At 41.5% G+C, this 25,346-nt stretch carries 26 protein-coding genes and 1 tRNA gene; 6 read left to right on the top strand and 21 right to left on the bottom strand.

What is annotated here, in order from left to right; genetic code table 11:
• Positions 1-6: 6 nt before the first annotated feature.
• Entirely contained in the window at positions 7-1,095 is a 1,089-nt protein-coding gene (locus tag HMPREF9441_RS09055) for an efflux RND transporter periplasmic adaptor subunit (RefSeq protein ID WP_008620360.1), read from the bottom strand.
• 4 nt (positions 1,096-1,099) lie between these two features.
• Entirely contained in the window at positions 1,100-2,362 is a 1,263-nt protein-coding gene (locus HMPREF9441_RS09050) for a TolC family protein (RefSeq protein ID WP_008620358.1), read from the bottom strand.
• 373 nt (positions 2,363-2,735) lie between these two features.
• Here HMPREF9441_RS09050 and HMPREF9441_RS09045 point away from each other — a divergent pair, with 373 nt between their 5' ends.
• Complete coding sequence (locus HMPREF9441_RS09045; protein WP_008620356.1) at positions 2,736-3,707, top strand: FimB/Mfa2 family fimbrial subunit; 972 nt, start codon at positions 2,736-2,738, stop codon at positions 3,705-3,707.
• Positions 3,708-4,021: 314 nt separating this feature from the next.
• Here the strand turns inward: HMPREF9441_RS09045 and HMPREF9441_RS09035 are convergent, their stop codons facing one another.
• On the bottom strand, positions 4,022-4,537 hold the full coding sequence (locus HMPREF9441_RS09035; protein ID WP_008620353.1) for a hypothetical protein: 516 nt from the start codon (positions 4,535-4,537) through the stop codon (positions 4,022-4,024).
• A gap of 183 nt (positions 4,538-4,720) precedes the next feature.
• Between HMPREF9441_RS09035 and HMPREF9441_RS09030 the strand changes: the two genes are divergently transcribed.
• Positions 4,721-5,041 (top strand): HU family DNA-binding protein, encoded by a 321-nt coding sequence (locus HMPREF9441_RS09030; protein WP_008620351.1) that lies wholly within the window; start codon positions 4,721-4,723, stop codon positions 5,039-5,041.
• Here the strand turns inward: HMPREF9441_RS09030 and HMPREF9441_RS09025 are convergent.
• From HMPREF9441_RS09025 to HMPREF9441_RS09000, 6 genes are all read right to left on the bottom strand, one after another.
• Positions 5,036-5,617 (bottom strand): hypothetical protein, encoded by a 582-nt coding sequence (locus HMPREF9441_RS09025; protein WP_008620349.1) that lies wholly within the window; start codon positions 5,615-5,617, stop codon positions 5,036-5,038. The two genes, HMPREF9441_RS09030 and HMPREF9441_RS09025, sit on opposite strands and share 6 nt — an antisense overlap.
• Positions 5,614-5,943, bottom strand: a complete 330-nt coding sequence (locus HMPREF9441_RS09020; RefSeq protein ID WP_008620347.1) for a hypothetical protein — start codon at positions 5,941-5,943, stop codon at positions 5,614-5,616. The genes HMPREF9441_RS09025 and HMPREF9441_RS09020 overlap by 4 nt, the downstream gene beginning before the upstream one ends.
• Before the next feature lie 118 nt (positions 5,944-6,061).
• On the bottom strand, positions 6,062-6,919 hold the full coding sequence (locus tag HMPREF9441_RS09015; RefSeq protein ID WP_008620345.1) for a DnaB-like helicase C-terminal domain-containing protein: 858 nt from the start codon (positions 6,917-6,919) through the stop codon (positions 6,062-6,064).
• 132 nt (positions 6,920-7,051) lie between these two features.
• Entirely contained in the window at positions 7,052-7,459 is a 408-nt protein-coding gene (locus HMPREF9441_RS09010; protein ID WP_008620343.1) for a pyrophosphohydrolase domain-containing protein, read from the bottom strand.
• Between the two features lie 3 nt (positions 7,460-7,462).
• A complete protein-coding gene (locus tag HMPREF9441_RS09005; protein ID WP_008620341.1) occupies positions 7,463-8,734 on the bottom strand; it encodes a hypothetical protein in 1,272 nt (423 codons plus the stop codon).
• Positions 8,735-8,738: 4 nt separating this feature from the next.
• Positions 8,739-9,368 (bottom strand): DUF1643 domain-containing protein, encoded by a 630-nt coding sequence (locus HMPREF9441_RS09000; protein WP_008620339.1) that lies wholly within the window; start codon positions 9,366-9,368, stop codon positions 8,739-8,741.
• Between the two features lie 87 nt (positions 9,369-9,455).
• Between HMPREF9441_RS09000 and HMPREF9441_RS08995 the strand changes: the two genes are divergently transcribed.
• Positions 9,456-9,689 (top strand): helix-turn-helix transcriptional regulator, encoded by a 234-nt coding sequence (locus HMPREF9441_RS08995; protein WP_008620337.1) that lies wholly within the window; start codon positions 9,456-9,458, stop codon positions 9,687-9,689.
• Between the two features lie 140 nt (positions 9,690-9,829).
• Here HMPREF9441_RS08995 and HMPREF9441_RS08990 read toward each other — a convergent pair whose 3' ends face one another.
• From HMPREF9441_RS08990 to recR, 11 genes are all read right to left on the bottom strand, one after another.
• Positions 9,830-10,735, bottom strand: coding sequence for a helix-turn-helix transcriptional regulator (locus HMPREF9441_RS08990; protein ID WP_008620335.1), 906 nt, complete (start codon positions 10,733-10,735; stop codon positions 9,830-9,832).
• A gap of 14 nt (positions 10,736-10,749) precedes the next feature.
• Entirely contained in the window at positions 10,750-11,790 is a 1,041-nt protein-coding gene (locus HMPREF9441_RS08985; RefSeq protein WP_008620333.1) for a hypothetical protein, read from the bottom strand.
• A 17-nt stretch (positions 11,791-11,807) separates the two neighbouring features.
• Complete coding sequence (locus HMPREF9441_RS08980; protein WP_008620331.1) at positions 11,808-13,148, bottom strand: tyrosine-type recombinase/integrase; 1,341 nt, start codon at positions 13,146-13,148, stop codon at positions 11,808-11,810.
• Between the two features lie 203 nt (positions 13,149-13,351).
• Positions 13,352-14,407, bottom strand: coding sequence for a hypothetical protein (locus HMPREF9441_RS08975; RefSeq protein ID WP_008620329.1), 1,056 nt, complete (start codon positions 14,405-14,407; stop codon positions 13,352-13,354).
• 165 nt (positions 14,408-14,572) lie between these two features.
• Complete coding sequence (locus HMPREF9441_RS08970) at positions 14,573-15,421, bottom strand: DUF6371 domain-containing protein (protein WP_008620327.1); 849 nt, start codon at positions 15,419-15,421, stop codon at positions 14,573-14,575.
• Between the two features lie 49 nt (positions 15,422-15,470).
• The gene (locus tag HMPREF9441_RS08965; RefSeq protein WP_008620325.1) at positions 15,471-15,758 is read right to left on the bottom strand and encodes a helix-turn-helix domain-containing protein; all 288 of its coding nucleotides are present in this window, start codon (positions 15,756-15,758) and stop codon (positions 15,471-15,473) included.
• A gap of 781 nt (positions 15,759-16,539) precedes the next feature.
• Positions 16,540-16,613: transfer RNA gene (locus HMPREF9441_RS08960), tRNA-Asp, on the bottom strand.
• Between the two features lie 138 nt (positions 16,614-16,751).
• Positions 16,752-17,273 carry a GNAT family N-acetyltransferase gene (locus HMPREF9441_RS08955; protein WP_008620316.1) on the bottom strand — a complete coding sequence of 174 codons (522 nt, stop codon included), beginning with the start codon at positions 17,271-17,273 and terminating at the stop codon, positions 16,752-16,754.
• 13 nt (positions 17,274-17,286) lie between these two features.
• Complete coding sequence (locus tag HMPREF9441_RS08950) at positions 17,287-18,474, bottom strand: glycosyltransferase family 2 protein (protein WP_008620313.1); 1,188 nt, start codon at positions 18,472-18,474, stop codon at positions 17,287-17,289.
• On the bottom strand, positions 18,471-18,947 hold the full coding sequence (locus HMPREF9441_RS08945) for a hypothetical protein (RefSeq protein ID WP_008620310.1): 477 nt from the start codon (positions 18,945-18,947) through the stop codon (positions 18,471-18,473). Before HMPREF9441_RS08945 ends, HMPREF9441_RS08950 begins: the two co-directional genes overlap by 4 nt.
• A gap of 12 nt (positions 18,948-18,959) precedes the next feature.
• On the bottom strand, positions 18,960-19,577 hold the full coding sequence (recR, locus tag HMPREF9441_RS08940; protein WP_008620309.1) for a recombination mediator RecR: 618 nt from the start codon (positions 19,575-19,577) through the stop codon (positions 18,960-18,962).
• Between the two features lie 87 nt (positions 19,578-19,664).
• Here recR and yihA point away from each other — a divergent pair, with 87 nt between their 5' ends.
• The gene (gene yihA, locus HMPREF9441_RS08935) at positions 19,665-20,261 is read left to right on the top strand and encodes a ribosome biogenesis GTP-binding protein YihA/YsxC (protein ID WP_021979796.1); all 597 of its coding nucleotides are present in this window, start codon (positions 19,665-19,667) and stop codon (positions 20,259-20,261) included.
• 12 nt (positions 20,262-20,273) lie between these two features.
• Here yihA and HMPREF9441_RS08930 read toward each other — a convergent pair whose 3' ends face one another.
• A complete protein-coding gene (locus HMPREF9441_RS08930; protein WP_244949705.1) occupies positions 20,274-21,437 on the bottom strand; it encodes a DUF3078 domain-containing protein in 1,164 nt (387 codons plus the stop codon).
• A 312-nt stretch (positions 21,438-21,749) separates the two neighbouring features.
• Here HMPREF9441_RS08930 and HMPREF9441_RS08925 point away from each other — a divergent pair, with 312 nt between their 5' ends.
• Together HMPREF9441_RS08925 and yidC are read left to right on the top strand one after the other, a co-directional pair.
• Entirely contained in the window at positions 21,750-23,381 is a 1,632-nt protein-coding gene (locus HMPREF9441_RS08925) for a CTP synthase (RefSeq protein WP_008620306.1), read from the top strand.
• An 8-nt stretch (positions 23,382-23,389) separates the two neighbouring features.
• A complete protein-coding gene (gene yidC, locus HMPREF9441_RS08920) occupies positions 23,390-25,279 on the top strand; it encodes a membrane protein insertase YidC (protein WP_008620305.1) in 1,890 nt (629 codons plus the stop codon).
• The last annotated feature ends 67 nt before the right edge of the window (positions 25,280-25,346 follow it).

Raw genomic sequence — 25,346 nt, 5'->3', positions numbered from 1 at the left:
TCCCGACTAACCTGCATTCAATGCATTATAAACCAACAACACGTTACGGTTCAGGACGCGCTCGCCCGCCGTCAACCCGGAGGATAGGTAGCAGACCTCATCCGAGTGCAGGTACACCTCCACTTCTTTCACCGCCAAACGGTCGTCCGATGCCACCGTAACCACATAATAGCGGCCGTTCTCGAAGACCAAGGCATGCGAAGGAACACACAGCCGTTCCTTGTCCGTCCCCCGTCCGCAGACTCGGACCTGGGTAAACATGCCCGGCTTCAGCTTATAATCGCGATTGTCCAACTTCACCCTCACGCTCATGGTCTTGCTCTCCTCGTCCAACATATTATATACCTTGTCTATCTTCCCGGCAATGACATCCTCCGGATAGGCCAATGTGGTGATACGCACCGAATCGCCTTCGCCTACCTTACTGATGTCGCTTTCATACACGTCTGCCATCACCCATACGTTTTCCAATCCGGAAATCGTGAACATTTCTTCACCGTCGTCCGAGCGTAACTGTTCTTCGGGATTGACATGTTTCTCCACCACGAACCCGGAAAGCGGAGCCTTGACCTGATAATTGGCCCCGCCCGACACATGGTAAATCGAAAAGACTTCAGCCAGTCTCTCCGCCTCGGCCTCAGCCTCGCCCACTTCCTTGCGGGCCTGCATGACATCCTTTTCAGAAGCCATTCCGGATGCTGCCATATCCTGCACGGAATGCAGGTTGCGGTGGGCAAGAGCCAACCGGTGTTGCGCTTCTTTGCGTTGTTTCTCATACTCGGCCACTTCGCCGCTACGGATGACGGCCAACACGTCTCCCCGGCGCACGTAATCCCCGATTTCGGCCCGTACTTCCACGACCGTCCCTCCGAATATAGGATAAACCTGCGCCACCTTTTCCGGATTGAAAGCCACCCGGCCGGTCAACGTCAATTCATCCGCCACCGGCCGGTAACGGACCGTATCGACAGACACCACACGTTTCAAACTGTCCGTAAGAAACATTCCCGGCTCTTCCGTACCGGTCACCTGTGCAGAACGGGAACAAGCCCCTGCCAACACTCCTAAACTTATAAGAAAAAATATACGGTTCATGCTTTCAAAATTTAAATATCGTACGTCCTACAACCGTGTTCAAGTTCTCCATTGCCCCGAACACATCCCGCCGCAACGCATAGCATTGCAGGCAAGCTTCTTTATAACTCTGATAATAATCGATAAATTCCAACATATTGATGTTGCGCTCGTAAAAGTTTTCGTTGATGCCCTCCATGAGTTGCTCGAAATCCTGTTCCACCCGGCCGTCGAATGCCCGGTAAAGCTCTACGGCCTTCTGTAATTGATGGCAGGCCGAATAAAGTTCCATTTCCGCCTTATCCACGGCATACTCCTCCTCCTTGCCTTGTTGCAGCAATTCCAGCTTGGCCGATTTGATTTCTCCTTGGTTACGGTTGAAAATCGGCACAGAGCATGTGACACCAATGGCAAAATAGTCGTTGATGAAATTTCCGGCACGGTCGTACATCCCTCTCACCGAAAACTCGGGAGCCGCCATCGCCCGTTGCAGTTTCACATTCGCTTCTGCCGCACGCACTCCGGCACGGGCTGCACGCACGTCCGGACGCGAATCCAACATCGTGCCCAAATCAGCAAACGAAACAGCGGACAGGTCTACCTTTTCCAATATGCTCTCGTCCAATACCAGTTCCCGGTCTTGTCCGGCCGGAGCACCCAGCAACAAATTCAACCGCCCCCTCATCTCCACCAATTGCTGTTCCGCGTCCTGCCGTTCTTTCCGCAAAGACAAAAGAAACAGTTCCAGGCGCGACACTTCCATCTGGGACTTGTTGCCTTTTTCCTCCTGCTCCCTTACCGCTTGCAAGAGCTTGCCTACCGAGGTTATTTCACGATCGTACACCCTGATGGAACGTGACTGGTAATACGTATCCACAAAACTCCGGTACAATTCGCTCCGCAAGGTGCGCAACACTTCTTCAAAACGGTATCCGGCCGCTTCACGGTTGATTTCCTCCAACTTGATACGTTTGTTACGTTGCCTCGCTATCGGAATCTCCTGTTCTATCTCTATCGCAGCTTCTCCCTCCTTGCCCACATCAAAATATTTCCCGTTCAAGCGGTTATATACATTCTGCTCCAACGAAATGACCGGATTGTCGAACAAACGGGCTTGCACCACCTGTGCCTGTGCTCGGTCTACATTATATCTCTGAGCCGTCAACTGCACATTATGTTCCAGAAAGCACTTTTCCGCTTCCCGCAACGAAAGCCCCGGCATGTCTTCCTCGGCATACAAAGCATCACAGACAGTAAAAGCCAGGCCGATAATCAGTAATCTCTTCATGCTTCTTTTCAATTTTTGTGCAAAAATAGAGCCTTCCAACCGGAATAACAGGTGAAAGGCATTATAAAGGACTTAGACGAAATTAGAATATAATTAGAATGCAAGTTTTTCTGTTTGCTCAAGGTATAAAATAGCTTCATTACGTTTTAGAAATATAGATTGGCTGTTTTTAACTTGGATTATACCACTTAAATACCTATCTTTACAAAGTAAGATTAAAGAAATAAGTTTTTTACAACCGATTATTTTTCCATAAGGCCATAATTCGCTTTACCGCTCTATTATTGGTATACTCCTCTTTTATGAAGCGTATTTAAATCTAATCCCCAAATTTCCTCTGTTTCCAATCTTTATTTATTCACTCTAAAAAAACATGGTTATGAAAAATTATGTTATGATGGGAGCATTAAGCCTCCTTGTTCTGGCTGCATCATGTTCATCCGATGACCACAACAAAATTCTCAATGAAACCAGGATGATAACCCCAAGAATCAGTGCCACGGTCGCTGATGAATCCCTTAATCAAAGCCCGCTGACTGGCATCATCGAAATTTATCCCTGTATTTCAGGAACTTCTACCTATTTCGGAAACTATGTCAATGGCAATCTTACACCATTCTATGGCTACTACCATATCATAGACGGGCATATCCTTGAAGGTGAACATAATCGGGAACTCCACTTGCCTATGAATACATACAATATGGTATACTGGGGTACGCCTAAATATGAAGAACCTATTTATGACACTCCGGCTATCCGTACACCAGGATTCAGTATTGGCGTAGACTTATCCTCTCTTTACTTCAGTTTATGGAGCAACAATGACGGGACTTACCGCCCTGTATATGACCTCGTATATGCTGTGAAAGAAGCTAAAGTAGGAGAAGAAGACTTAAAAGCATCGCTTAAACGTGTCATCGCTGGTATGAAAGTCATTGTCAAGAAGAAAAACAATGGTATCTTCAGTTCGAACATTACTAACATGCAGGTGCGTATCGGAAATATCGCAAACCAAATCAACTTCTATACAGCAGAAGCATCCGACATGACAAAGACGATTAAATTTGACCTGAAACGCTCGGAAGACGGAACGGAAATGAGTAATGCCACTGTAATGGTATTCCCATCTTCAGAAACTCCTCCGCTGGAATTACTCATCACGTTGAAAGATGGCAGCGTACACAAGCTGTCACGTAACCTGAATTCAACTTTATCAGCAAACACACGTCTGACCCTTAACATCGTGATAGGAGATATTTTATCTGGGGGTAGTACCGGGGACTTCACAATCGAAAACTGGAACGAAGTTAGTGAAACCATTGAATTTCCAATGGTGGATTGAGGAGTCCCTGACTTCATTCAATGTTCCTGAATGATGCTGGAGAAAGAGACCGGCTCAAAATATACTTTTGAGTCCGGTCTCTTTTATTTTAAGACGGGCTTCCCTATATTATTTCTTCTCTTTCGCGTATTCCTTCCCCAGAGTTTTTCAAAAAATAGCATTCATCCTTCAAAACCCACATTAACAAACTATTATATAGCACTTTACAGGATGAAGGATGTTTCAGGCATCTTTCAGTATTCTGTCATTCGGGAAAGCGGTGAAAAGTTCTCAGCCGAATGATTTTTCGTTCTCAGCCGAACGATTTTCATATCTCAGGCGAATGAAATGAGACTTGGCTGAAATATCCCTGAAACATCCTTCAGTTCATAACGAACAGGTAATGAAACACTTGCCATGCAACCTGAAGGATGAATACCCTTTTTGCAAACTTCCTGGGGAGGAGAGCGCACTTCATGCTTGACTCTGCCCCATTCCCCATAGATAATTTTATCCACGGGCCACACCAATAAGTCCTCTTGCTGCAGGGCAAACGGGTTTAAAGCGTTCGGATTGTAATAATCCACCACCTGCCTTGCAGTAAGTTCCGGATGTTCTTGGATTAATTTCCAATAGATGTCCTTGAACCCGTTCAGGATTTTGTTATTAGATTGGTCTCCCGATTGAGACCCCAAGAAAAAAGCCCTTGAAAGTGATTGACTTTCAAGGGCTTCGGGATGTTGTCGCGGTGCGTACGGGGCAGTAACATATCTACTTACTGACACATAGTGATGCATACAGGTACATTGATTGTCTTGTGATGCAAGAATGTTTGTTGCCTGTTGTTTCATTGGGTATCACAATATGCCACAGAATTGAGACCCAGATTGAGACCCGTGTTTTCAATATGACTACTCGTCATATCAAAGCAGACCCCACGTCATATTCTATCAAATCACTATATGACGGCTCGTCATATTTTTATGCAGAGGAACGATTCTTGAAAAAATCTTGTCGAACAATAGAATTAGAATATGAACAAGAAAGAATTGTGCAATGCTCTTGCAGAGAAAACAGGGCTGACTAAAACAGAAGCTCAAAAAGCCTTTAATGCTGTTATTGAAATCGTAGCCAATGAAATGAAAAAGAATGGCAGAATCACCCTTATCGGTTTCGGTTCGTTCTCCGTCAAACAGAAAGCTGCGAGGAAAGGGATGAATCCGACTTCTTTCGCCCCGATTGATATTCCTGCTAAAAAGGTTGTAAACTTTAAGCCCAGTATCTATCTGAATCACCTCTTAAACGTTAAGAAAAGAGGGAGAAAAAGGAAAGATGAAAATAATATCAGCTTATAACATACTTGCAATTATGCCGTTGAGCATATCTTCGGCTCTCTGGTCATAATCCCGATTAGACAAATGGCTTTCAAGTTCATCAAAGCCGTTTGTCTTTTCGATTATAGACAGCAATGTCCTTAAATCATAAAAATCGGTCTTCTTGCGCTGAATGTTAGCGGTATTAATGTATCTGTCAAACTTAGAGGAAAACAGGTATATAGGAGACATTACACAAATTCCGTTTATAAAAGATGCAAACTTTGTATTGGCGCAATCATAATCTATCAGTATATCAGTCTCAATCTTGACTTTCTCCAGTTCTAAGGAAACCATATATTCGGAACTGTCCTCTACGCCAATCCCGAATTTGCTACCTACTTGTTTGACGAACCTGTCCCTTTCCTTATTGGCAAACGAAGTCCAAAAATCAAGGTCATTATCAGATCTGTTTCTCCAAAACGGAATGGAGTAATACCTACACAGCAAGTCTATTGCCGTTCCACCGATAAGGTATAAACCGCATCGGGTGGCGGTCTTTACAATCTCCGTATCGTATGGAGTGTATTGTTGGAATAGTGGTAGTGTATTGCTCATTGATTGATAAGGTCAGGGTTAATAAGCAGGTAACCGTCCAAGTCTTGGCTCTCGCCCGTATATAGGTAGTCTCCTATAATATCCCATACCAAACCCGAACCTACAACCGATTGGAACAGGCTCGACAAATTATAGACATCTTCCAATGTAAGCCTGCAATCTTCTTTCCCTACAAACAGCAATTTGCATTTCTCGTTAGGTTCTATCTTGATTAGATTTTTCGTGATTGAACGGATAATCTCGTTAGTCAGATTAGTATAATCAAGCGACAGGATACAATTACCCTCCTTGCTTATTATCTTGAATTTGAATATTTTCCTTTGCATGGGATTTTTTGCAACAAAGGTAGGTCAGTGCTTACGACAGAATTAGACGTAGGTACAGAAAAAAGAGCCACTGCTCCGTAATTGGAATAATGGCTCTATGGATATGAGTTACTATGGCTTATTCATCTAAATTATCAAAACTTGAATATCCTCCATTAAATTTTAAAAGTACATCTCCTCTATTTCCATTACGATTTTTAGCAACAATTATTTCTGCCTTACCATGTAAATCATTGCCATTTATATCATTATAAATTCTATAATATTCTGGACGATGGATAAAACAAATCATGTCTGCATCCTGCTCAATGGCATCACAACGTAAATCTCTTAATTGAGGACGTATACCATCTATTTCCTCCCGACTTTCTCTACGATATACTGGACTGAATACTATAATCGGGATATTCAAGTCTTTAGCCAATGCTTTTAATCTACGTATAATATAAGCCATTTCCTCATTTCTATCTGAGAATAGAAGTCCTGAGTTCATTAATTGTAGATAATCAACAATAATCAGTTTTATTTGAAAATCACTAACCAATCGGATTGCTTGTTGGGATAATTCGTGTATGGACAAAGAGGGAGAGTCATCAAGGTAAATAGGAGCAATATCCATTTGCTTTCCAGCATCTTCAAGTCTGCGTTTTTCTTCTTCGTTTAAAGTATCCGTATAACCATTGTCGTAAACCTTTATTTTCGCTCCATCCACTTTGCTTAATACCATACGTAATCTGTTTATAGCTTGATTACTTGACATTTCAAGAGAAAAGAAAGCCGTAGGTATTCTATTCTTTACTGCTATTTCTTTTAATAAAGACATTCCAAAGGCTGACTTTCCCATTGCAGGACGAGCAGCAATAACAATCAAGTCGCCATTGTTCCACCCATTTGTTATTTTATCCAATTCAGGAAATCCCGATTTTATATTCGGTTTTTTAGTTCCCTCTAATCCATTTCTTCCAAAGCATTTCATATTTTCTAATTTTTATGATTAATACATTGCAAAGTTATTACTTGACCTGCGACATTTTTTGACGTAGGTTTTGTTTATTTACAAAAACAACCGCTACAATTTTTCATAATCATAGCGGTTGGTATAGAGAAATTATTTCTTATTTTTCAAGAAACTCAAATCGGGTTCATGGTAACGGCTTGATTTTAGTATCTTACCGTCTTCACGATAAATCGGTTTTCCATTTTCGTCCAATTTGCTCATATTGCTTTCATGCACCGCATCGAAGATACGCTCAAACTCGTCCTGCAATCCGTGAGAGACAACTGTTCCCAACAAGGTGTAAGCTATATCGGCTAATTCTTTGGCTACCGCTTGCAGCCGTTCATCCTCTGTATCTCCTGTGATTGCGTATTCTTCTGCATATTCATCAACTTCTTCTTTCATCACACGCATACGAAGTTCATGCAAATCTTGGGGGATGCGCAAAGTTGGCTGTTCGTTTATATACAAGCCAAAAGCCCGATGAAATTCTTCTAATTGTTTGAGCTGCTTTTTCATACCCTAATTTATTTGTATTATGTTAGTGATAGGATTAGGTGTTGATTCCGTAATTTCCACATTACCGTCTATATCAATCGTTCCGATAACAGATTGGCTTGTGCTATATTGAAAACCTGCAAAATACAATAAATCAGAACCGCCCATTGTGTAAATGGAACGAAAATCAATGCCTTTGCTTGACAAGTCCAATTCCTTGATACTGTAGTCCTCTAATGCTATAATATCCAATTTATCCACAGATTTCCGCGCATATAAAGCATTTGTTGTGACATAAGTGGAACGATCGGTGGCAAAAAATCCATTCAAATTAGCTGAAACTTCTGTCAATGCCTTTGTAGCAAACTGATATTCGTATGTGCGTCCATAAACATTTATCAACATTGTAGCCCTGCGTTCATTCCATTTCACTTGTATATCGTTGGGCTGTGATATTCCCCAGTAATCAAGAAACTCCGTTTCTGCCATAATTTGACTTTGGAGTTCTTTATTCTCATTTAGCTTGCTAACTACAAGTTTGTAAGATTCATGTTCTCCACTAACAGCAGTGAGATATAAATCTTCGTTGTCGTGAGATACAAAAGCATTTCCATACTCTGTTTGGGGGATAAAATTAGAAATGATAAACTGCTGCATACCATATGACGGACGGATGTATCTATAATCGTAGAAGCACATTCCTTTATTATTCACAACAAATTGAGCTTGGGGTACTGAAGCCTGTGCATACATTTCCAATCTCAAATTTGTAACATCTTGTGTATGGATTTTATACAAGGCAAGACCAGAATATTGCGTTGCATAGATATTTTCTTGTTTATCTGTTATAGCGTTCTCTCCATTTAGTCCTATACCTAAATCATATATCGCTTCTGTCTCTTTATTAATGAGGTAAGAGTGTCCTCCACCTATTATTGGATCAAGAAGTATATTCCCATTCTCATCAAATGAGGGTTTATAATTTATAGGTCTTTCTGTGTTTATCATCAGATACGTTTCATTAATATCCCATATTTTAGACAAATCATTTATTCTAACCGTATCACCCTTATCGTCAATCCATGATAATTCCATGTCTCTACCGTCTTTCTTAATCTGTCGATATTGGGCAGCAGAAGAACGGGTGTTAGTTCCACTTGTATAGATATACTTTGCATCTTTGATATTCAACCCTACAATATCACCATGTTGGGGCAGTTGGGGCAGTTCATCATCATTGCTGCAAGATACAAGAAAAAAGGCTGTACAAGCAGCCAATAAATACTTCAATTTCATAATGCTATTTCTTAATGTTATTAATAATTCTATCCGATAATTCTTTCAATCCGATTTCATCCAAACTGCTCAATTCAGCTTTTTCCCCTATCAAAATAGGGTGTTTAGGATTCCCTTTCGTAGTAGCTTCGTATGCCTTGAAGTGATAGTTTGCATTGAACAGGCTGATAATACCGTCAATATCTTTTTCTTTATTTCCAAACAACAAGTCATACAGGTATTTCCTCTTTCCGATAAGATTACCCCAAGCACACCATACATCTGCTTCTTTGATTTCGGATAACAAGTTCTTTATAGCAATCAGATTGTTACGGTGTATTTCCATATTGGGGTCTATATCCATATCATCGGGATTGGTTGCACGTTGCGGATATACATTCAGCATATACCATGCTCCATATTCACCGCTTCTTTTGGCATATTTCTGTACCCTTTTTAGTGTTGGGTCAAGCTGTTCAGGTATTGCCGTACTTGGATTTATACCGATACAGATTAACGCTTTATTACAAGAAGTGTCAAATAGCTCTCCCAACACATATCTTACCCCTGTAACTTCATAGCCGTTTATTATTTGGCTTTCTGCTGTTTCCTCATACTCGTACAGCCATCCTTTTTCAATAATTTTCTTACCCATAACCTTTTGTCTTTTGTGTATGCTTATTATTACTAAGCACAAAGATAAATCTTTTTTTCAACTTTACAGTTTCGAAAACAGGGTTTTATGAAGTCAAAGGTCGATTTATTCGTCATTAATAAGGTTCGGGAGAAACGAAAGGAACTTGGCATATCGCAGCGTGGACTGGCTGCGATATTGGAATGTTCACCCAGTTTCATAGGACAGGTGGAGAGCGATAAATTTGACATAAAGTACAGCGTACACCAAGTTTTCCTTATCGCACAATTTTTCGATTGTTCCCCTGCCGATTTCTTTCCTCCTATCAATTTTGACATATAAGCCTGTTTTTTCCGCAAAGATAAGATTAGGGGTACGTCAGTTTAAGTCGGTGGTCTAATATCTTTCATCACTGACGAGAAAATGGCAAAAAAATACCGTTACATTGCTGCAACGGCTCATGCAAATAATCTGGCAATAATTCATTTATAATTGGATAACATCTTTTGTATTCTGTTCTTTATGCTTTCCCTCAATGACAACGGAGACAACACCTCTATATGTTCTCCATAGCCCATTATCCTGTTCTCCAATTCGGGATTGATTATCAGATGCAGGGTGATAACATCACCCTCTATTACCTGTGAGGAATGGATTGGCAACGAATGGAGATAGGGCAACATGGAAGGAGAGACCTTCAACCTGACTTCTTCTATCGGGGCAGTCGGATTGTTGTCGGGTTCATAGACAAGCCCATACACATCATCAAAGCGTTTGGCAGTTTCTTCCAATGCAGGTTCTCGTTGGAACACATCGTCTGTTGTTATAAGATTGTGTATTCTGTCCAATCCGAATGTACGGAACGATTTCAACTTATCCACAAAGGCAAACAAATACCACATGCCCTCAAACTCTTTCAGCAAGTAGGGACAGACGGTATAGTCTTTGGTTTCTCCCGACTGGTAATTATAATGGGAAAAGCGGACAACCGTCTGATTTTGGATAGCCCTCAACAGCCACCCGATATGTTCCACTCCTTTTGCACGGGGATCGGGGCTGACAGCAAGATATTGCAGCAGCCTGTTTTTATCCCTCATGGTAGAGAGGACAATATCCGAGCTTTCCGCCAATCCTATAAAATACAGTAACTTGTCTAATTCCAATGTACTGTCAGTCTGTGCAAAGTAGCCGTTCTTCTTTTCATCATATATGATTTCAATGTCGAAGTTGCTGCGTATCTCTGCCAAGTCTCTTTGGAAAGTCCTTTCTCCAACTTCCACGTCATATTGCTTCATGTATTCAAGCAGGATATGTTTGCTTGGATAATCATTCCGCAATATTCTGCGGATTATCAGATAATGTCTGCGTATGGTGTTCTTTGTAGGCATACTATTTCTTTTTATTACTTTTGAGCATCCTTTATTTTTTTAATAGCATCTATGAGTTGTATTACGTATCTTTTATTTTCGGATTCTGTTGAGAGCAGATTACACATATTAAGTGCATTTTCCATTTCCTTTTGGAAAGCCTCCTTTTTTTTCATGCCATGATTGTCCTTACTGAAATCTATAAAATATCCTTTAACTGTTCCTTCGCTTGTGCCAATTATGTTTGCAATAAACCGTATAATATTGGCTTGGGAATTTCCAATATCAAGAGTGGTTAAAAGGGATTTCAAGACAAACGCTCTTGTTTTAAGATTGTATTCTGATACTTTTTCGACAGGCATTGCTTTTAATACCTTAAGAGAGCATTCCATTACACGTGTTCTCCAGTCCCTAATAGCCAGTTCGATTAGTGTAGCTTTAGAGATAATCATTTCAGAATATTCCTTGAGCTTCTCAATCAGGCGTGTCAATCGGATTGCATATTCTTCTTCATATTTTTTGCTGTCTTTTATGGCTTTTTCCGCTTCCTCACATAAGGAATCCAAAAAGGATTTTGTTTGTAACAAGGTAAAAAAAGTCCCATTGTCTTTTACACTCAGATAATTGATTTCTGCCAAATCGCTAGTATTAAACTCTTGTTCAAGATACTTATCATACGCCTTAGTTCTTTCAAAACTTTCTGCAATTTTTGGTGGATGTTTTTTGTAGTATTTTTCCGTCTTTCCTTTTTTTAGTTTATAGGTGTTTTCTGTATAAACCTTTATTTCATTGCCGTCTTCATCCAGAATTTTATTATCGAATATTTTGGAAACAGTCTTTGTATCTATATTAATGTAGCCATTGAACATGGAATCGTTTTCGTAATATAATTCCTTTCGATATGTCTCATAGAATTTTTCTATATTCCACTTTATCTTGTCATTAAAGAGAGCAAACACTGATTCGCTGTTTTCTCCCAATTCCACATATTTGCAGATACATTCAGAGGAAAGTTCTGCAATGAATATAAATTCTGCAATGGTTTTTCTGTTCGGTTCAATCTTATTTTCTGTCATAATACATTGATTTCAATTTATAAATGATTAAAGAACGTATGCCTGCTTAACGCAATCGCATTCTCTTCCTTGGATATTCTGATATACTTCATAAAACTGGTTTCCGTGCTGTGTCCCGTTATCTGCATGATAGACAAGCTCGGTATTCCTGCCCTGTAAGCATTGGTAGCGAAACTTCTTCGGGCTGTATGGCTGGTTACCATGTCGCACTTCTCATGGGTAATCTCATGCTTAATTCCACCCGATGTCTCGACCACGGAGACAAAGTTAGTGATTCCTGCCTTACGGCACAATTTTTTTAATATTCTGTTTGTGCTTTGGTTGGACTGCACGGCAGGCGGTTGGTTTCCATACTTGCGGAAAATGGCTTCCACTTTGGGATGCATGGGGATTACCACAAGCGTATTGGTCTTTTGGGTTACAATCGTTAGCAGTTTGTTGTCAAAGTCCAAGTGTTTCTGCTGTAAGCGTGCTATATCGGAATAGCGCAACCCTGTATAACTTGATACAATGAAGCTGTCCCTTACACAAGATTCACCCTCGTTGAGTTCAAGATTGTAGAGGTTATCCAATTCTTTCTCCGTCAGATAGACCGTTTCCACATTTTCCTTATACACTTTGAACTCCTTGCGCTTAAAGTCGTCATTGGCGGTATAGTTGTTCTCGTAGGCATACCGCAACATAGCCTTTATGCTCTTGACGAATTTTCCAATCGCATTCGGCTTGTATTTTCCACGGGAATGGCTGGCTTCATTCATAAATTTCACAAAGTCATTGTAGAAGTTCACGGTTACACCGTCCAATCTCAACTTTATCCGTCTGTTGGCGCAATACTGCTTTACGATTTTCAGAGTTGAAGCATAGCTCTGTATTGTACCTGCTGCCAGTCTTCCCCCTTTGCTGTTCAGTATAGTTCCGTCCTTACAGAGGGAAATGTAATATTCCATGAAACTGATGAAGTCTGCAAACATCCGTTTTTCCTTTGTAGCTTGGTTCAATTCTTCACGCAACTTTGTACGCACGGCATCCACGGTAGGATAGATTTCGTGTAATTTCATTTCCTCCAACACCTTGATTAGGGCATTGGTGGTTTTCTCAATCTCTTTGTTGATATTGCGTAATATCAGTTGCAGCCGTATATTCCCTTTCAAGTCGGGATTCCGTTTGCTGTCCTCTATGGCACACCCCATTTCCTTGTCCCAATGTTTGGGCTGTATCTTGTACTCGACAGGCAGATAGAATGTCAGTCTTTCACCATGCAGATTTACCCGAAGCCTGATTGTGGAAATCGGCTTCGTGGCATTCTTCAAGGAGAATCTGATTACATCTTTACAATAGAAAAAATCTTTCTTACACATATCAATACTTTTTTATTCTATCATTTTTTCTTTCAAGAATCGTTCCTCTCAATATCATGTACATTTACTGTTTTCAAGTGATTTGGTACTGATTGGAATCGCATAATATGACGGCTTGTCATATTTCGTAACAAGGCTTTCATATACATTGTGTTCAATTATTTGGTTAATTACCACACACTCCCAATACCATATCTTTAGCCTTACAAGTTCATACTTTTGCTTTCCAGTTTTTCCCTGATTTCTTCGATAATGCTATTGGCATTCGTGGGCTGTTTATTCCAAGCATGAGCCATTGATTTTACTTTGTTCATTGCCCGTCCCAACGCACATCGTGAATTTGGTCCATACAGTCTCCTGTCTTTTATATCCTGCTCTATTGTCTTTAAGTTGAATTTATGAAAACAGAGTGTACAGAACAAGGTATAGTCGGTAAAACCATTAATAAGTGATGTATCAGCAGCCTTGCTATTGGCAGAGGGAGTGAATATGCAATCAAACTGTTCCAACAGGATATTCGGATTGCCACGCATGACATTGTAGTATGATGTATCGGATATTTTCAGCTTTTTCATAATCATCCTTTTCGTTCCCATTTTCAGTTCAAACCTTGTCTTCTTTTCATAATGCGCCATAATTTCTGTCGGGTTGCTCACCATTTTTAGAAATGGTTTGTTCTTGCCTGTGAGGATTTCCACTTCTTTGTTGTAGATGTTCAGTTCCTCTTGACAATCTTTTGTCTTTACATCTTTCTTGAAACAGATACTTTCTCCCATATAACGCTTCCAGTTATATCTGCGATAGTCGCCTGTGCATAGATTCAGTGTATTCAGTATGGATTCTGTGAGTTCCATATCCACATCTTTTGTAGCATGGAGTTTATTGAAAGAGCAATCCTCAATAATGGCTTCCACATTAAGTTTGCAGATACCCAACCTCTCTATATTCCGTAATGCTTGCGGAAAGGTGTCCTCTGATATAAGTAGGGGATAATCTTCCAACAGCAATTTAGAGGAGAACTCTATGGTCATTCTCTTGGACTGTCTGTTGGCATGGATATAGAGGGAGAAGGGCACAAGGGCACGATTGTTTTGATTGGCTTGTGAGTTAAACTCTATAATTGACAATTCTCCCGTCTCCATATCAAGTGTATGCTTGAAAAGATGCTCTTTACCCTCAATCAATGAAATGTTATCACTACTTGTACAGAATCTTACTGTATCAAACTGCAGTTTATTGCTATTAATTGTTTTTCTCATTTTTTGTTCTGTTTTTAGATTGCAGATAATCAGAACATCATTTGCAATCGGGTTAATATTTTATTGTGCTAATCACGTTATCAAGGTGGATACAAAGAACCGACTTGGTAGGTTTCATAGACACGGGGCAACCACCTTGATATTAATTGCCCCGTGCTCCTGTGCTTAATACGGTAGTATATTCTGTTCGTCAACCAACCGTAGAGCGAGCATTATATCGCTGTAAGAGAACTGCATGTCAATCATTTTTAAGGCAATGGTGGCAATACTCTTACGATGTCCCACAAACTCACAATTCTTAAGATAATCAAGATGTGGATAAACATCGGCTAGTACCCTGTTTTGCAACAAATGGAACTTTATTTGTTCGGCTTCTGCCTCTCCGTCAAATTCAGGATAAAGCGTAACCCGTACACCCGTTTCACGCAAATCCTGTATCACGTTAGGATGATATAATGCAATACCAAACTTACCCTCATGCCCAGTAGCCAGCCACGTACGATGTGGATCTATGATTGACATAACCAACGCATCAACAGGGGATGTTACCACGCCAATATGTTTTGCCCCATTGATTCTCTGCATACCAAAGAGAGTGGGTAGAATTGTTAGGGCGTACCCCTCGCTTAATTCTTTTGCGAGAGAATAATACTTGTCACCATACGGAACAGATTCGTATTCCACATGGGAGTTCTGTTTTTTGGTATGTTGGATAAGTGCATCCCCGTCTCCGTCACGAACAATCATTCCTATGTCGGGGTTAAAAAGTGCCATCCTAACATCACGAATTTTTTCGTTTTTGCTTTTGAATGCCAAGATTGCTGCATAATCACCTTTATAGCAACACCTCGTATCAATTCTGACTTCAAATGAAGCCAAAAGAGAATCAACCACCTTTTCAGGAAAATAAGAATGCAGGAATTTTGCCAACGTACTTTTACCGCACTCGTCTGGAAAGCGACGCATTCGATCTTTGGTTATAAAGTTCATAACCTGTTTTTTGGTTTTTGACATGTGTTTTATTGTTTTTAAATTATAAATTAAAGAGTTTAGTGGTCGGCAATTACCGACCACTATTAATAGGAATCAGAGCATTGTTTATGCTCACTTCAGAGACCAAAACCCTGCGGTATGCTTTATGCGCTTTCAAGTTTCCATTACGGATCATTCTATAAACCGTGCTTCTTGATACATGCAAAATTTCGCATACTTGAGGAATTGTGTAGAACTTAGCTGAAGTCTTTTTGCTAATTTCTGTTTTCAGATTTACAATGTCTGACTTCAACTCATACAATGGTTCAAGCTGTCTTTGCAGCTCCGAACCGTTAATTAGCTTTATTTCCTCTTTCATATCTGAATAGGATTGGGTTGTACAATATTTCAAAGAACTCAATCGCTGACCGAATCATCGCATACATTTTTGCATCGTGAACCAGCTTGGATTGCGGATGCAAAGGTATTTTTTATTTTTGAAATATAAAAATAAGTAGCTGATACACAGGTAATTACGACTATTAAATAATAAGAAAATTACTACCCAAACAGATATAAGTTACTACCAGATTTGATAAACGCAACAGAAAAATCTCTCACGAAATCAGACCTTTTGAAGAAAATGCACTACCAATGAAAAAAAGAGAAAAACACGTGATATTTCCCCGAATAGTTGGTAGCCAAAACAGACCTCAACCGTCTGCCGACTTTTGATGAAAGAAAGAAAAAGTAACAGGCAGAACGTTTCGGGAGACCAATGGGGAGACCAACTTTACTTGCGTGAATGAATAATGGGGTAATAAGAGTTGGTATTCTGCCGACATATTATAATAAGGTATAGAACAAAAACGGTGTAGCCCACAGTATGCGTATTGTATGTGGGCTACACCGTTGGTCTCCCTATCGGTATCAATCAGGGGACTATGAAAAAGTTATTGGGATATTTCGTCAAATCATGAACACAGTGATTTGTGGGAAAAGGCTATTTGCAGACAGGAATATAATAAAAGGGTGGTTTACAGCAAACTGCAATGTATCAGAATGCATCACGGTGTATTATCGGATTGGTCTCTCGATTGAGACCCCAAGAAAAAAGCCCTTGAAAGTGATTGACTTTCAAGGGCTTCGGGATGTTGTTGCGGTGCGTACGGGACTCGAACCCGTGACCCCATGCGTGACAGGCATGTATTCTAACCAACTGAACTAACGCACCTTTAAAAGAGGAATCAGGCGATTTCCTGATTGCGAATGCAAAGGTAAAGACTTTATCTTAAATAGCCAAATTACTTCCGTACTTTTTTCAAAAACCAAACCTGTTTTTTTTGAAACTAAAACTTCTTCCGATACAAAACTACAGTCGGAAACTATAGATATAGGCTGATACGTAATCTTCTTCTTTGTCCCTTAACCAATCCGCCAACAGGGATACACGTTTGAAACCGAACCTCTCAAACAAATGTTGTGCCTTCATATTCTTTTGGGAAACTATAGCATAAAGCTGGTGCATATACAAATGTTCGCGAGCATAAGAAACAAGCATCCCCAATACCTTGGTTGCAACTCCCCGCCCCCTATACTCCGGAAATAACAAGATTCCTATCTCCGCACGTAAATGCCGAGGAGAAAAATCCATCAAATCCACACAGCCTAAAACCAAATGCTCATCCTCCGTCTCTATAACCAAACGCAACTGTCCATCGGCATAAATGTCGTGGCGTGACTCTGCTATATATGTTTTTAAGGAATAACGGGAATAAGGAACATTCGAACTTCCCCATTGCCACAACTCTTCATCATTTTCAACACTATATAACCACTCCAAATCTTCCGGTTCAAGTGCACGCAACCGTATATTATCTGCCGCAAACATCATCGTATTTCGTTTTTCAATATACGTTATTCATCGTTATCAACTTAGATGTCTCCATAGAGTAAGTCGCTATCCGTACCCGGGTATGTTCTGCCCCGAGAGACAACAGGTACAGCATTTTCTCATAACTATATGCCCCGGTATCATATATGACATAATCATAGGCCTTCACCGAAAGAGACGGATCAAGATGGCCGTCCGGCTTATTCGACTCATCCGCTACCACAAAATCTATCTTCAAGTTATTTTCAAGCCCCAATCTGCATAGCGACTCTACAGCTTCCGGACGTCCCAAAAACAAATATGATTTGTCAGCCTCGCGGTCTCGTCCTCTTCCTATCCATCCGAACAAACGCTCTTTCTGGTGCATACACAAATCCAAGACTCCCCGGACAATAACAGCCATTTGGATAAAAGGTGCCAACCAACGATTCGAACGACGGTAATGTTTGTCAAAAAAGATAAGCATGGCCTTATAAAAAACATGCACGTAACGGAAAGAGCTTTTATGCGTACTTTCTCCCTTATAGTGCAGAATCCTTAACGGCTGATAATAATTCTTATAGCCACATTGTAATAAACGATAAGAGAGGTCGATATCTTCTCCATACATGAAAAAATCCTCATCCAAAAGTCCGGTTTTATCAAGTGCAGAGCGGCGCACCATACAAAAAGCCCCCGATATGACATCGATCTGATTGGTCTTGTTCTTATCCAAATATCTCATGTAATAACGTCCCAAACGCCGCGAATGAGGAAACAATGCACACAAACCGGTCATTTTGCAAAAAGACGTAAAAGGAGTAGGCAACCCCCGACGAGATTCCCAAGCAAAACCACCGTCGTCCTTCAACATAGCAACCCCCGTAGCACCGGCCTCCGGATGAGTATCCATAAAATGCAAACATCCGGACAATGTATTTTCTCCCACCACCGTATCCGGATTAAGTAGCAAAATATATTCACCTGTCGCTTGCCTTATCGCCATGTTGTTCGCACGGGAAAAACCTACATTTTCCTGATTTTCTATAAAATGGACATCTGGAAAACGAGAGCGTATATATTCCACCGATCCGTCGGAAGAAGCATTATCCACCACCCAGATTTCAGCATCCAGTCCATAGCACGCCCGTATCACAGAGCACAAGCACTGCTCCAAGTAATACTTCACATTGTAGCTGACGATTACGATTGAAAGTTTCATGCCTTTCTCTGGTTTTCTGTCTTTACACCGTCATGATTCAATTCCAGCCCCGTTTCATTCTCAAACTTTTCACGGGAAGGCCAGCAAAAACATAAAGCCAAAGCTGTAATAAGCGCACAAATAGAACCGGTTGAGTCCAATGTCAGATAATAAAATACGATATTCGTCCACCCCGTAACAGCCAACATCGCCATACGTACCTCACTCCATCTTTTATATTTCAAACCGGACCGTTGCGGAAAGTCTACGGAATAAGAAGATTTCACCACTCTAAACGACATCATTTTCAGAGCCATAGGTACCAATACGATAACCATGATGATTCCCGTCAGATTGATATAGTAATCTGCCAGTTCATTCCCTACAGCCCATCCGGCAGTCCAAACGTCCCACTCAAACAGCCCTATAAGTACGGCCGCCCATATAAAAATAAGACAAAACTCCAACCGGAGTTTCTTTATAACATTCTCCATCTCTCTGTTCTCCTACATTTGTCCCGTAAAGACTACACGGTTCACAATAGAACGTCCCAACGTTACTTCATCCGTATATTGCAGTTCATCATTTTGCGCAACCCCACGTGCAATCACGCTGATACGTGCGGCTGCATTTTCCAACTTTCTGTAAATATAAAAATTGGTCGTATCTCCCTCCATTGTCGGACTAAGAGCCAATATCACCTCTCTCACGCCTCCGTCTTCCACGCGCTCTACAAGAGTTTGTATCTGAAGGTCGGAAGGTCCCACCCCGTCCATCGGAGATATCACTCCACCAAGTACATGATAAACACCCTTGTACTGATGTGTATTCTCTATAGCCATCACATCCTGAATATTTTCCACCACACATATCGTGGAATGGTCGCGTTGCATATCCGAACAGATTTCACAAACGTCCGTATCCGAGATATTATGACATACAGAACAATATTTCACATCATGCTTCAACGTAATCAACGACTGGCCGAAACTCTCAACCGCCTGTACATCCTGCCTCAACAGGTGTAGAACTAACCGCATGGCGGTCTTCGAACCTATCCCCGGCAACTTCGCAAATTCATTTACGGCCTTTTCTAATAATACTGAAGGATATTGTTGATTCATCTACAATCAAAATACATAAATTTGTGCAAAGATAACCAAAAGCCAAATAAAAAGCGTATATTTGCCAACAAAAAAATACAAACTGACATGGAAATCAAATCAGCAGAATTCGTCATCAGCAACTCTTCGGTCGGGAAATGTCCTTCTACCCATGCTCCCGAATATGCTTTTATAGGCCGTTCCAATGTAGGCAAATCCAGTTTGATTAACATGCTGACCAATAATAAAAAATTGGCAAAGACCTCCGCCACACCGGGGAAGACATTGCTTATTAATCATTTTTTAATCAACAATGAGTGGTATCTGGTAGACCTTCCGGGATACGGTTACGCCAAAATAAGCAAAAAAGAACAAGAAAAGTTGCAGCAAATCATCTCTTCTTATATACTGTGCAGGGAACAGATGACCAACTTGTTCGTACTCGTCGATTCGCGACACGAGCCTCAAAAAATAGACATGGAATTCATCGAATGGCTCGGAGAAAACGGAATCCCGTTCAGTATTGTTTTTACGAAAGCCGACAAATCCAAGCCGACTAAGCTCAAGGCTAATATTGACGCTTATCTTAAAGCCCTAAAAGAACAATGGGAAGAACTGCCTCCTTACTTCATAACCTCATCCGAAAACAAAACGGGACGTACGGAACTCTTGAACTATATTGAAAGCATTAATAAGTCGTTATAAGCAAAGCCTCTATTAAAACGAGTAATTGATACCCAAACTGAACCATTCTTTGAACATGAGATAAGAAAACTTTTTATCCTCATTCCGATAATTCTCCGAACTGTCATCTATACGAGGATAGAGAAACAGTTTGGAATTCAAGAACCTGTTTATCGTGAAAGTAAATGTGTTTTCCCATTCGATATCGGTCGTTTCCAAATTGCTGAACCAATATATACGGGCATCCCACTTGATGTTTTTCCATATCTCCCAACTATAATTCACAGTAATATTCGGACCGAAATTATTGTACATACTTCGTCCGGACTCCAATCCAAAATTACCGAATAACGACCTGCGCTCTACCGAACGAAAGTTATAGGCTACGGGAGACAAGTTGGCAGAACCTTTAAAACGTTTCAATTCCAATTTATAATCCATACCTAAAGAAACAACCAAATTGAACGGAGAAAGGAAATCGGAAGAAACCTCGTCGCTATTTGCCTTGAAACTCGGATAAAACTGAGTATATGCCTGAACCTGCAAAGTATAAAACCAATGTTTGGTAGCCTTGTAACCTATTTTAGTGGTCAAACGCAACAAGTCGTCATTAGTCTTGAGTTTATGCTTCTCATCCGTTTTCGAAGTCTGAAATCCCAAACGCATTTCAAGCTTATTGTCCCATTGTATTTTCTGTTTGTTATTGAAGTTCGCCTCCATGGTTGCCAAAGCCAACATCGTATAATTGTTATCACCGCCCTGATACCAATTCTCGGAATAATAATTTTGGGTAAACTGAAACGAATAATCTCCTTTGAATTTCCAAAAATTAGGACGCCGTACCTTTAAACGTATGGTATCTACATCCTGTGTTAAATCAACATTGATCTCATTTTCCACCAAATGGGTCACAGCAGGCAATTCCGGTAAGACTTCTTTCTGCAACCCACCGGCTTTTTCCAAGTCGTCTTCCGTAGTCTGAATCAACCATGGAGTACGGACATAAGCCTGCATCAGCATCCTATTCTCCTCTTCCAACACCAATCGGTCTTTATCTCTATAATCCAACAAAGAAGGGACATTCTTTTCACGTCCCGGAAGTGTGAAATTCCACTTTACACCAAACTCCTGCTTCATGGGGGCATCATAAAGCGTCCCCGGAGCAAACAACCGGAAATAATACGGAGTGAATCTCACGGTTGAATCCGTCTGTAAATTGCTTGTTTCCCAGACAAGTGCATTCAACAGAACTGTATATCTTTGCACTACAGCGTTCATCGACAATGTATCCACGATACACGTACGCCTGTTTCGAGCCCCGATATCAGTACTGAACAAGTATGACAATATAATGATAAAAAAGAACCTTATTCGCATCCACGTTTTCTTTTGTCGACACAAAGATATATCTTTTTTAAAGGAAAAGTCCCACGGAACTCAAAGTTTTTTGTAATTTTGCAACTTAATAGTTGTATTATAATTGAATTCTAATCCAAAAATTATAACATTGTGGGAGAAACAAAGTATATCTTCGTTACTGGCGGAGTAGCCTCATCATTAGGCAAAGGCATTATATCCTCATCTGTGGGTAAATTGTTGCAAGCTCGTGGATACAACATTACCATTCAAAAATTCGACCCCTATATCAACATCGACCCGGGTACGCTCAATCCGTACGAACACGGTGAATGCTATGTTACCGTAGACGGTCAGGAAACGGATTTGGATTTAGGACATTACGAACGTTTCACCGGAATCCAGACTACCCGTGCCAATAATATAACTACCGGCCGGATATACCAAAGCGTTATCGAAAAAGAACGCAGAGGGGACTATTTGGGTAAAACCATTCAGGTCGTACCTCATATCACGGACGAAATCAAACGGAACATCAAATTGATGGGTAAAAAATACAAGTTTGATTTCGTAATTACCGAAATCGGGGGAACGGTAGGTGACATCGAATCCCTGCCCTTCCTGGAGGCCATCCGCCAATTACGTTGGGAATTGGGCAAGGATGCCATCAACCTGCATCTGACCTACGTTCCTTATCTGGCGGCTGCAAAAGAGTTGAAGACCAAGCCGACCCAAACATCGGTCAAGCAATTGCAGAGTTTGGGTATACAACCGGATATTTTGGTACTTCGTACGGAACATGAACTGAATGCGGACATCCGGAAGAAAGTGGCTCATTTCTGTAATGTGGACGAAGAAGCCGTCATTCAAAGCCTGGACATGCCGTCCATCTACGAAGTACCTCTGAGCATGCAAGCCCAGAAGCTCGATGCCATTATTTTACGCAAGATGAATATGCCGGTGGGTGAAACGCCCCAACTCGGTCCATGGCGCTCCTTCCTCGACCGTCGCAACAAAGCTACGGAAATCGTCCACATCGCCCTGGTTGGCAAATATGATTTGCAAGACGCATATAAGAGTATTTTAGAGTCACTCGCACATGCCGGAACCTACAATGACTATAAAGTCAAGACACATTTCGTCAATAGCGAAAAACTGACCCGTGAAAATGTGGAAGAGCAACTGAAAGGTATGGCGGGAGTGGTTATCTGTCCGGGGTTCGGACAACGGGGCACCGAAGGTAAAATCATTGCAGCCGAATACACCCGCACCCACGACATTCCGACGTTCGGTATTTGTCTCGGTATGCAAATGATGGTTATTGAATTTGCACGTAACGTATTAGGATACGTAGATGCCAACAGCCGCGAAATGGATGAAAAGACTCCGCACAATGTCATCGACATCATGGAAGAACAGAAAAATATCACCCAAATGGGAGGTACAATGCGTCTGGGAGCCTACGAATGCGACGTACGCGAAGGCAGCAAGACTTTCGAGGCATACGGGCAAAAGCAGATTTCCGAACGCCACCGTCACCGTTACGAGTTCAACAACCAATATATTAAGGAGTATGAAAAGGCCGGCATGCAATGCGTCGGCATCAACCCCGACAGCAACTTGGTGGAGATCGTGGAAATCCCGACATTGAAATGGTACATCGGTACACAATTCCATCCGGAATACAGCAGTACGGTACTCAAACCGCATCCATTGTTCCTTTCATTCGTAAAGGCAGCCATTGAGAATTCATTGAGCACCAAAAAGCAATCTAAAGACAAATAAATAAGAATATGGACAAAAACACGCTTACAGGATTTATCCTCATTGCGGCAGTACTTATCGGATTCAGTTATTTCAGTCGCCCGAGCGAAGCGGAAATGGAAGCCCAACGCCGACAGGACTCTATCGCTACCGTGGCTCAACAAAAGGCACAGATGGCACAAGAAGCCAAGGAAGAGGCTGAAATAGCGCATCAGGCACAAGTAGCTTTAGACACGACGTCATTGTTTTACGCCCACAGGAGAGGAGAAGCACAAAACGTCGTATTGGAAAACGAGCTGATTAAATTAACGTTCAACACACGTGGGGGAACCGTCCAAAAGGTTGAACTCAAAGAATATAAGAACCAACAGGGCGGCCCGGTGACGCTGTTCGACGAAAAAGACGCACGCATGCAATTCATGTTGGGCGGGAAAACGGAGAACATCAACTCCGGTGACTTTTTCTTCACCCCAATCAACGTCAGCGACACGACCCTCACCATGCGTCTCCAGGCTTCCACAGGAGGCACACTGGATTTCGATTACAAGTTGTTGCCCCATTCCTACATGATCGACTTTACCATCCAAGCCAACGGTTTGGGCAATATCTTCGCTCCGTCTATGAAAACTCTGGACATAGCATGGAATGAAATGGCACGCCAACAAGAAAAAGGCTTCGATTTCGAAAGCCGTTATTCTTCCCTGACGTATAAAATAAAGAATGAGGGAACGGATTATCTGAGCGAAACCAGTGCCGAATCCGAAAAGATCGCAGAACCCTTAGATTGGGTCGCTTTCAAGAACCAGTTTTTCAGTTGTGTATTGATAGCACATCAGGATTTCACAGAAGCCCACCTCAGCAGCACGCCGCAGCAAAAAGCCAGCGGTTACCTGAAAGATTACGAGGCCGACATGAAAACGTTCTTCGATCCCAGCGGAAAGACCCCTACTCAAATGCAGATGCTGTTCGCTCCGAACAATTACCATCTATTGCAACACACGAACAAACTCAGTGCCAGTGACAAAGACTTGGAATTGGAAGACCTTGTTTATCTGGGCTGGCCGCTCTTCAAGTGGATCAACCGTTTCTTCATCATCTACATTTTCGATTGGTTGAGCAGTCTGGGACTGTCAATGGGTATTGTCCTGTTGTTGCTCACGATATTGGTGAAAGTACTGGTCTACCCCACCACACGCAAGTCTTACTTGTCTTCTGCCAAGATGCGTGTGCTGAAACCGAAGATTGACGAGCTTAACGCCAAATATCCGAAACCGGAAGACGCCATGAAGAAGCAGCAGGAAACCATGCAGCTTTACAGCCAGTACGGGGTCAGCCCGATGGGCGGATGCTTGCCGATGCTGTTGCAGATGCCTATCTGGATCGCTTTGTTCAACTTCGTTCCGAACGCCATCGAATTGCGCGGAGAAAGTTTCCTTTGGGCTTCCGACCTTTCGGCATACGATGACGTGATACGATGGGACAAGTCCATCTGGCTCATCGGAGACCATCTCAGCATTTTCTGCTTGTTGTTCTGTCTGACCAATATCGTCAACACTTGGATCAGCATGCGCCAGCAGCAGAATAGCATGACCGGCGAACAAGCACAACAAATGAAGTTCATGCAGTATATGATGTATATCATGCCTGTAGCCTTCTTCTTCATGTTCAACAACTACTCGTCCGGATTGAACTATTACTATTTCCTTTCCGGTCTGACCAGCATCCTTATCATGTGGTTCCTACGCAAGACCACCGATGACAAGAAGCTTTTGGCTAAGCTCGAAGCCAACTACCAAGCCAATAAAGCCAACCCTAACAAAAAGATGTCGGGAATGGCCGCACGGTTGGAAGCACTGCAAAAACAGCAGCAAGCCATCTTGGAAGAACAGAAAAAGAAACAAGCTCAAAACAAAAAATAACAATACATCCAAAAGAATCATTCCGGGCTATCCGCAACCGTCCGGAATGATTCATTTTTTTAGCTCA

This window comes from Paraprevotella clara YIT 11840 (assembly GCF_000233955.1).
Taxonomy (GTDB): Bacteria; Bacteroidota; Bacteroidia; order Bacteroidales; family Bacteroidaceae; genus Paraprevotella; species Paraprevotella clara.
Note: the sequence above shows the minus strand (reverse complement) of the source record. Positions and strands in the feature narration are given on the sequence as shown.

Excerpts from the sequence above, each read along its gene's own strand:
- HMPREF9441_RS09055 (WP_008620360.1), bottom strand. The coding sequence starts at position 1,095 with ATGAACCGTATATTTTTTCTTATAAGTTTAGGAGTGTTGGCAGGGGCT.
- HMPREF9441_RS09050 (WP_008620358.1), bottom strand. The coding sequence starts at position 2,362 with ATGAAGAGATTACTGATTATCGGCCTGGCTTTTACTGTCTGTGATGCT.
- HMPREF9441_RS09045 (WP_008620356.1), top strand. The coding sequence starts at position 2,736 with ATGGTTATGAAAAATTATGTTATGATGGGAGCATTAAGCCTCCTTGTT.
- HMPREF9441_RS09035 (WP_008620353.1), bottom strand. The coding sequence starts at position 4,537 with ATGAAACAACAGGCAACAAACATTCTTGCATCACAAGACAATCAATGT.
- HMPREF9441_RS09030 (WP_008620351.1), top strand. The coding sequence starts at position 4,721 with ATGAACAAGAAAGAATTGTGCAATGCTCTTGCAGAGAAAACAGGGCTG.
- HMPREF9441_RS09025 (WP_008620349.1), bottom strand. The coding sequence starts at position 5,617 with ATGAGCAATACACTACCACTATTCCAACAATACACTCCATACGATACG.
- HMPREF9441_RS09020 (WP_008620347.1), bottom strand. The coding sequence starts at position 5,943 with ATGCAAAGGAAAATATTCAAATTCAAGATAATAAGCAAGGAGGGTAAT.
- HMPREF9441_RS09015 (WP_008620345.1), bottom strand. The coding sequence starts at position 6,919 with ATGAAATGCTTTGGAAGAAATGGATTAGAGGGAACTAAAAAACCGAAT.
- HMPREF9441_RS09010 (WP_008620343.1), bottom strand. The coding sequence starts at position 7,459 with ATGAAAAAGCAGCTCAAACAATTAGAAGAATTTCATCGGGCTTTTGGC.
- HMPREF9441_RS09005 (WP_008620341.1), bottom strand. The coding sequence starts at position 8,734 with ATGAAATTGAAGTATTTATTGGCTGCTTGTACAGCCTTTTTTCTTGTA.
- HMPREF9441_RS09000 (WP_008620339.1), bottom strand. The coding sequence starts at position 9,368 with ATGGGTAAGAAAATTATTGAAAAAGGATGGCTGTACGAGTATGAGGAA.
- HMPREF9441_RS08995 (WP_008620337.1), top strand. The coding sequence starts at position 9,456 with ATGAAGTCAAAGGTCGATTTATTCGTCATTAATAAGGTTCGGGAGAAA.
- HMPREF9441_RS08990 (WP_008620335.1), bottom strand. The coding sequence starts at position 10,735 with ATGCCTACAAAGAACACCATACGCAGACATTATCTGATAATCCGCAGA.
- HMPREF9441_RS08985 (WP_008620333.1), bottom strand. The coding sequence starts at position 11,790 with ATGACAGAAAATAAGATTGAACCGAACAGAAAAACCATTGCAGAATTT.
- HMPREF9441_RS08980 (WP_008620331.1), bottom strand. The coding sequence starts at position 13,148 with ATGTGTAAGAAAGATTTTTTCTATTGTAAAGATGTAATCAGATTCTCC.
- HMPREF9441_RS08975 (WP_008620329.1), bottom strand. The coding sequence starts at position 14,407 with ATGAGAAAAACAATTAATAGCAATAAACTGCAGTTTGATACAGTAAGA.
- HMPREF9441_RS08970 (WP_008620327.1), bottom strand. The coding sequence starts at position 15,421 with ATGTCAAAAACCAAAAAACAGGTTATGAACTTTATAACCAAAGATCGA.
- HMPREF9441_RS08965 (WP_008620325.1), bottom strand. The coding sequence starts at position 15,758 with ATGAAAGAGGAAATAAAGCTAATTAACGGTTCGGAGCTGCAAAGACAG.
- HMPREF9441_RS08955 (WP_008620316.1), bottom strand. The coding sequence starts at position 17,273 with ATGATGTTTGCGGCAGATAATATACGGTTGCGTGCACTTGAACCGGAA.
- HMPREF9441_RS08950 (WP_008620313.1), bottom strand. The coding sequence starts at position 18,474 with ATGAAACTTTCAATCGTAATCGTCAGCTACAATGTGAAGTATTACTTG.
- HMPREF9441_RS08945 (WP_008620310.1), bottom strand. The coding sequence starts at position 18,947 with ATGGAGAATGTTATAAAGAAACTCCGGTTGGAGTTTTGTCTTATTTTT.
- recR (WP_008620309.1), bottom strand. The coding sequence starts at position 19,577 with ATGAATCAACAATATCCTTCAGTATTATTAGAAAAGGCCGTAAATGAA.
- yihA (WP_021979796.1), top strand. The coding sequence starts at position 19,665 with ATGGAAATCAAATCAGCAGAATTCGTCATCAGCAACTCTTCGGTCGGG.
- yidC (WP_008620305.1), top strand. The coding sequence starts at position 23,390 with ATGGACAAAAACACGCTTACAGGATTTATCCTCATTGCGGCAGTACTT.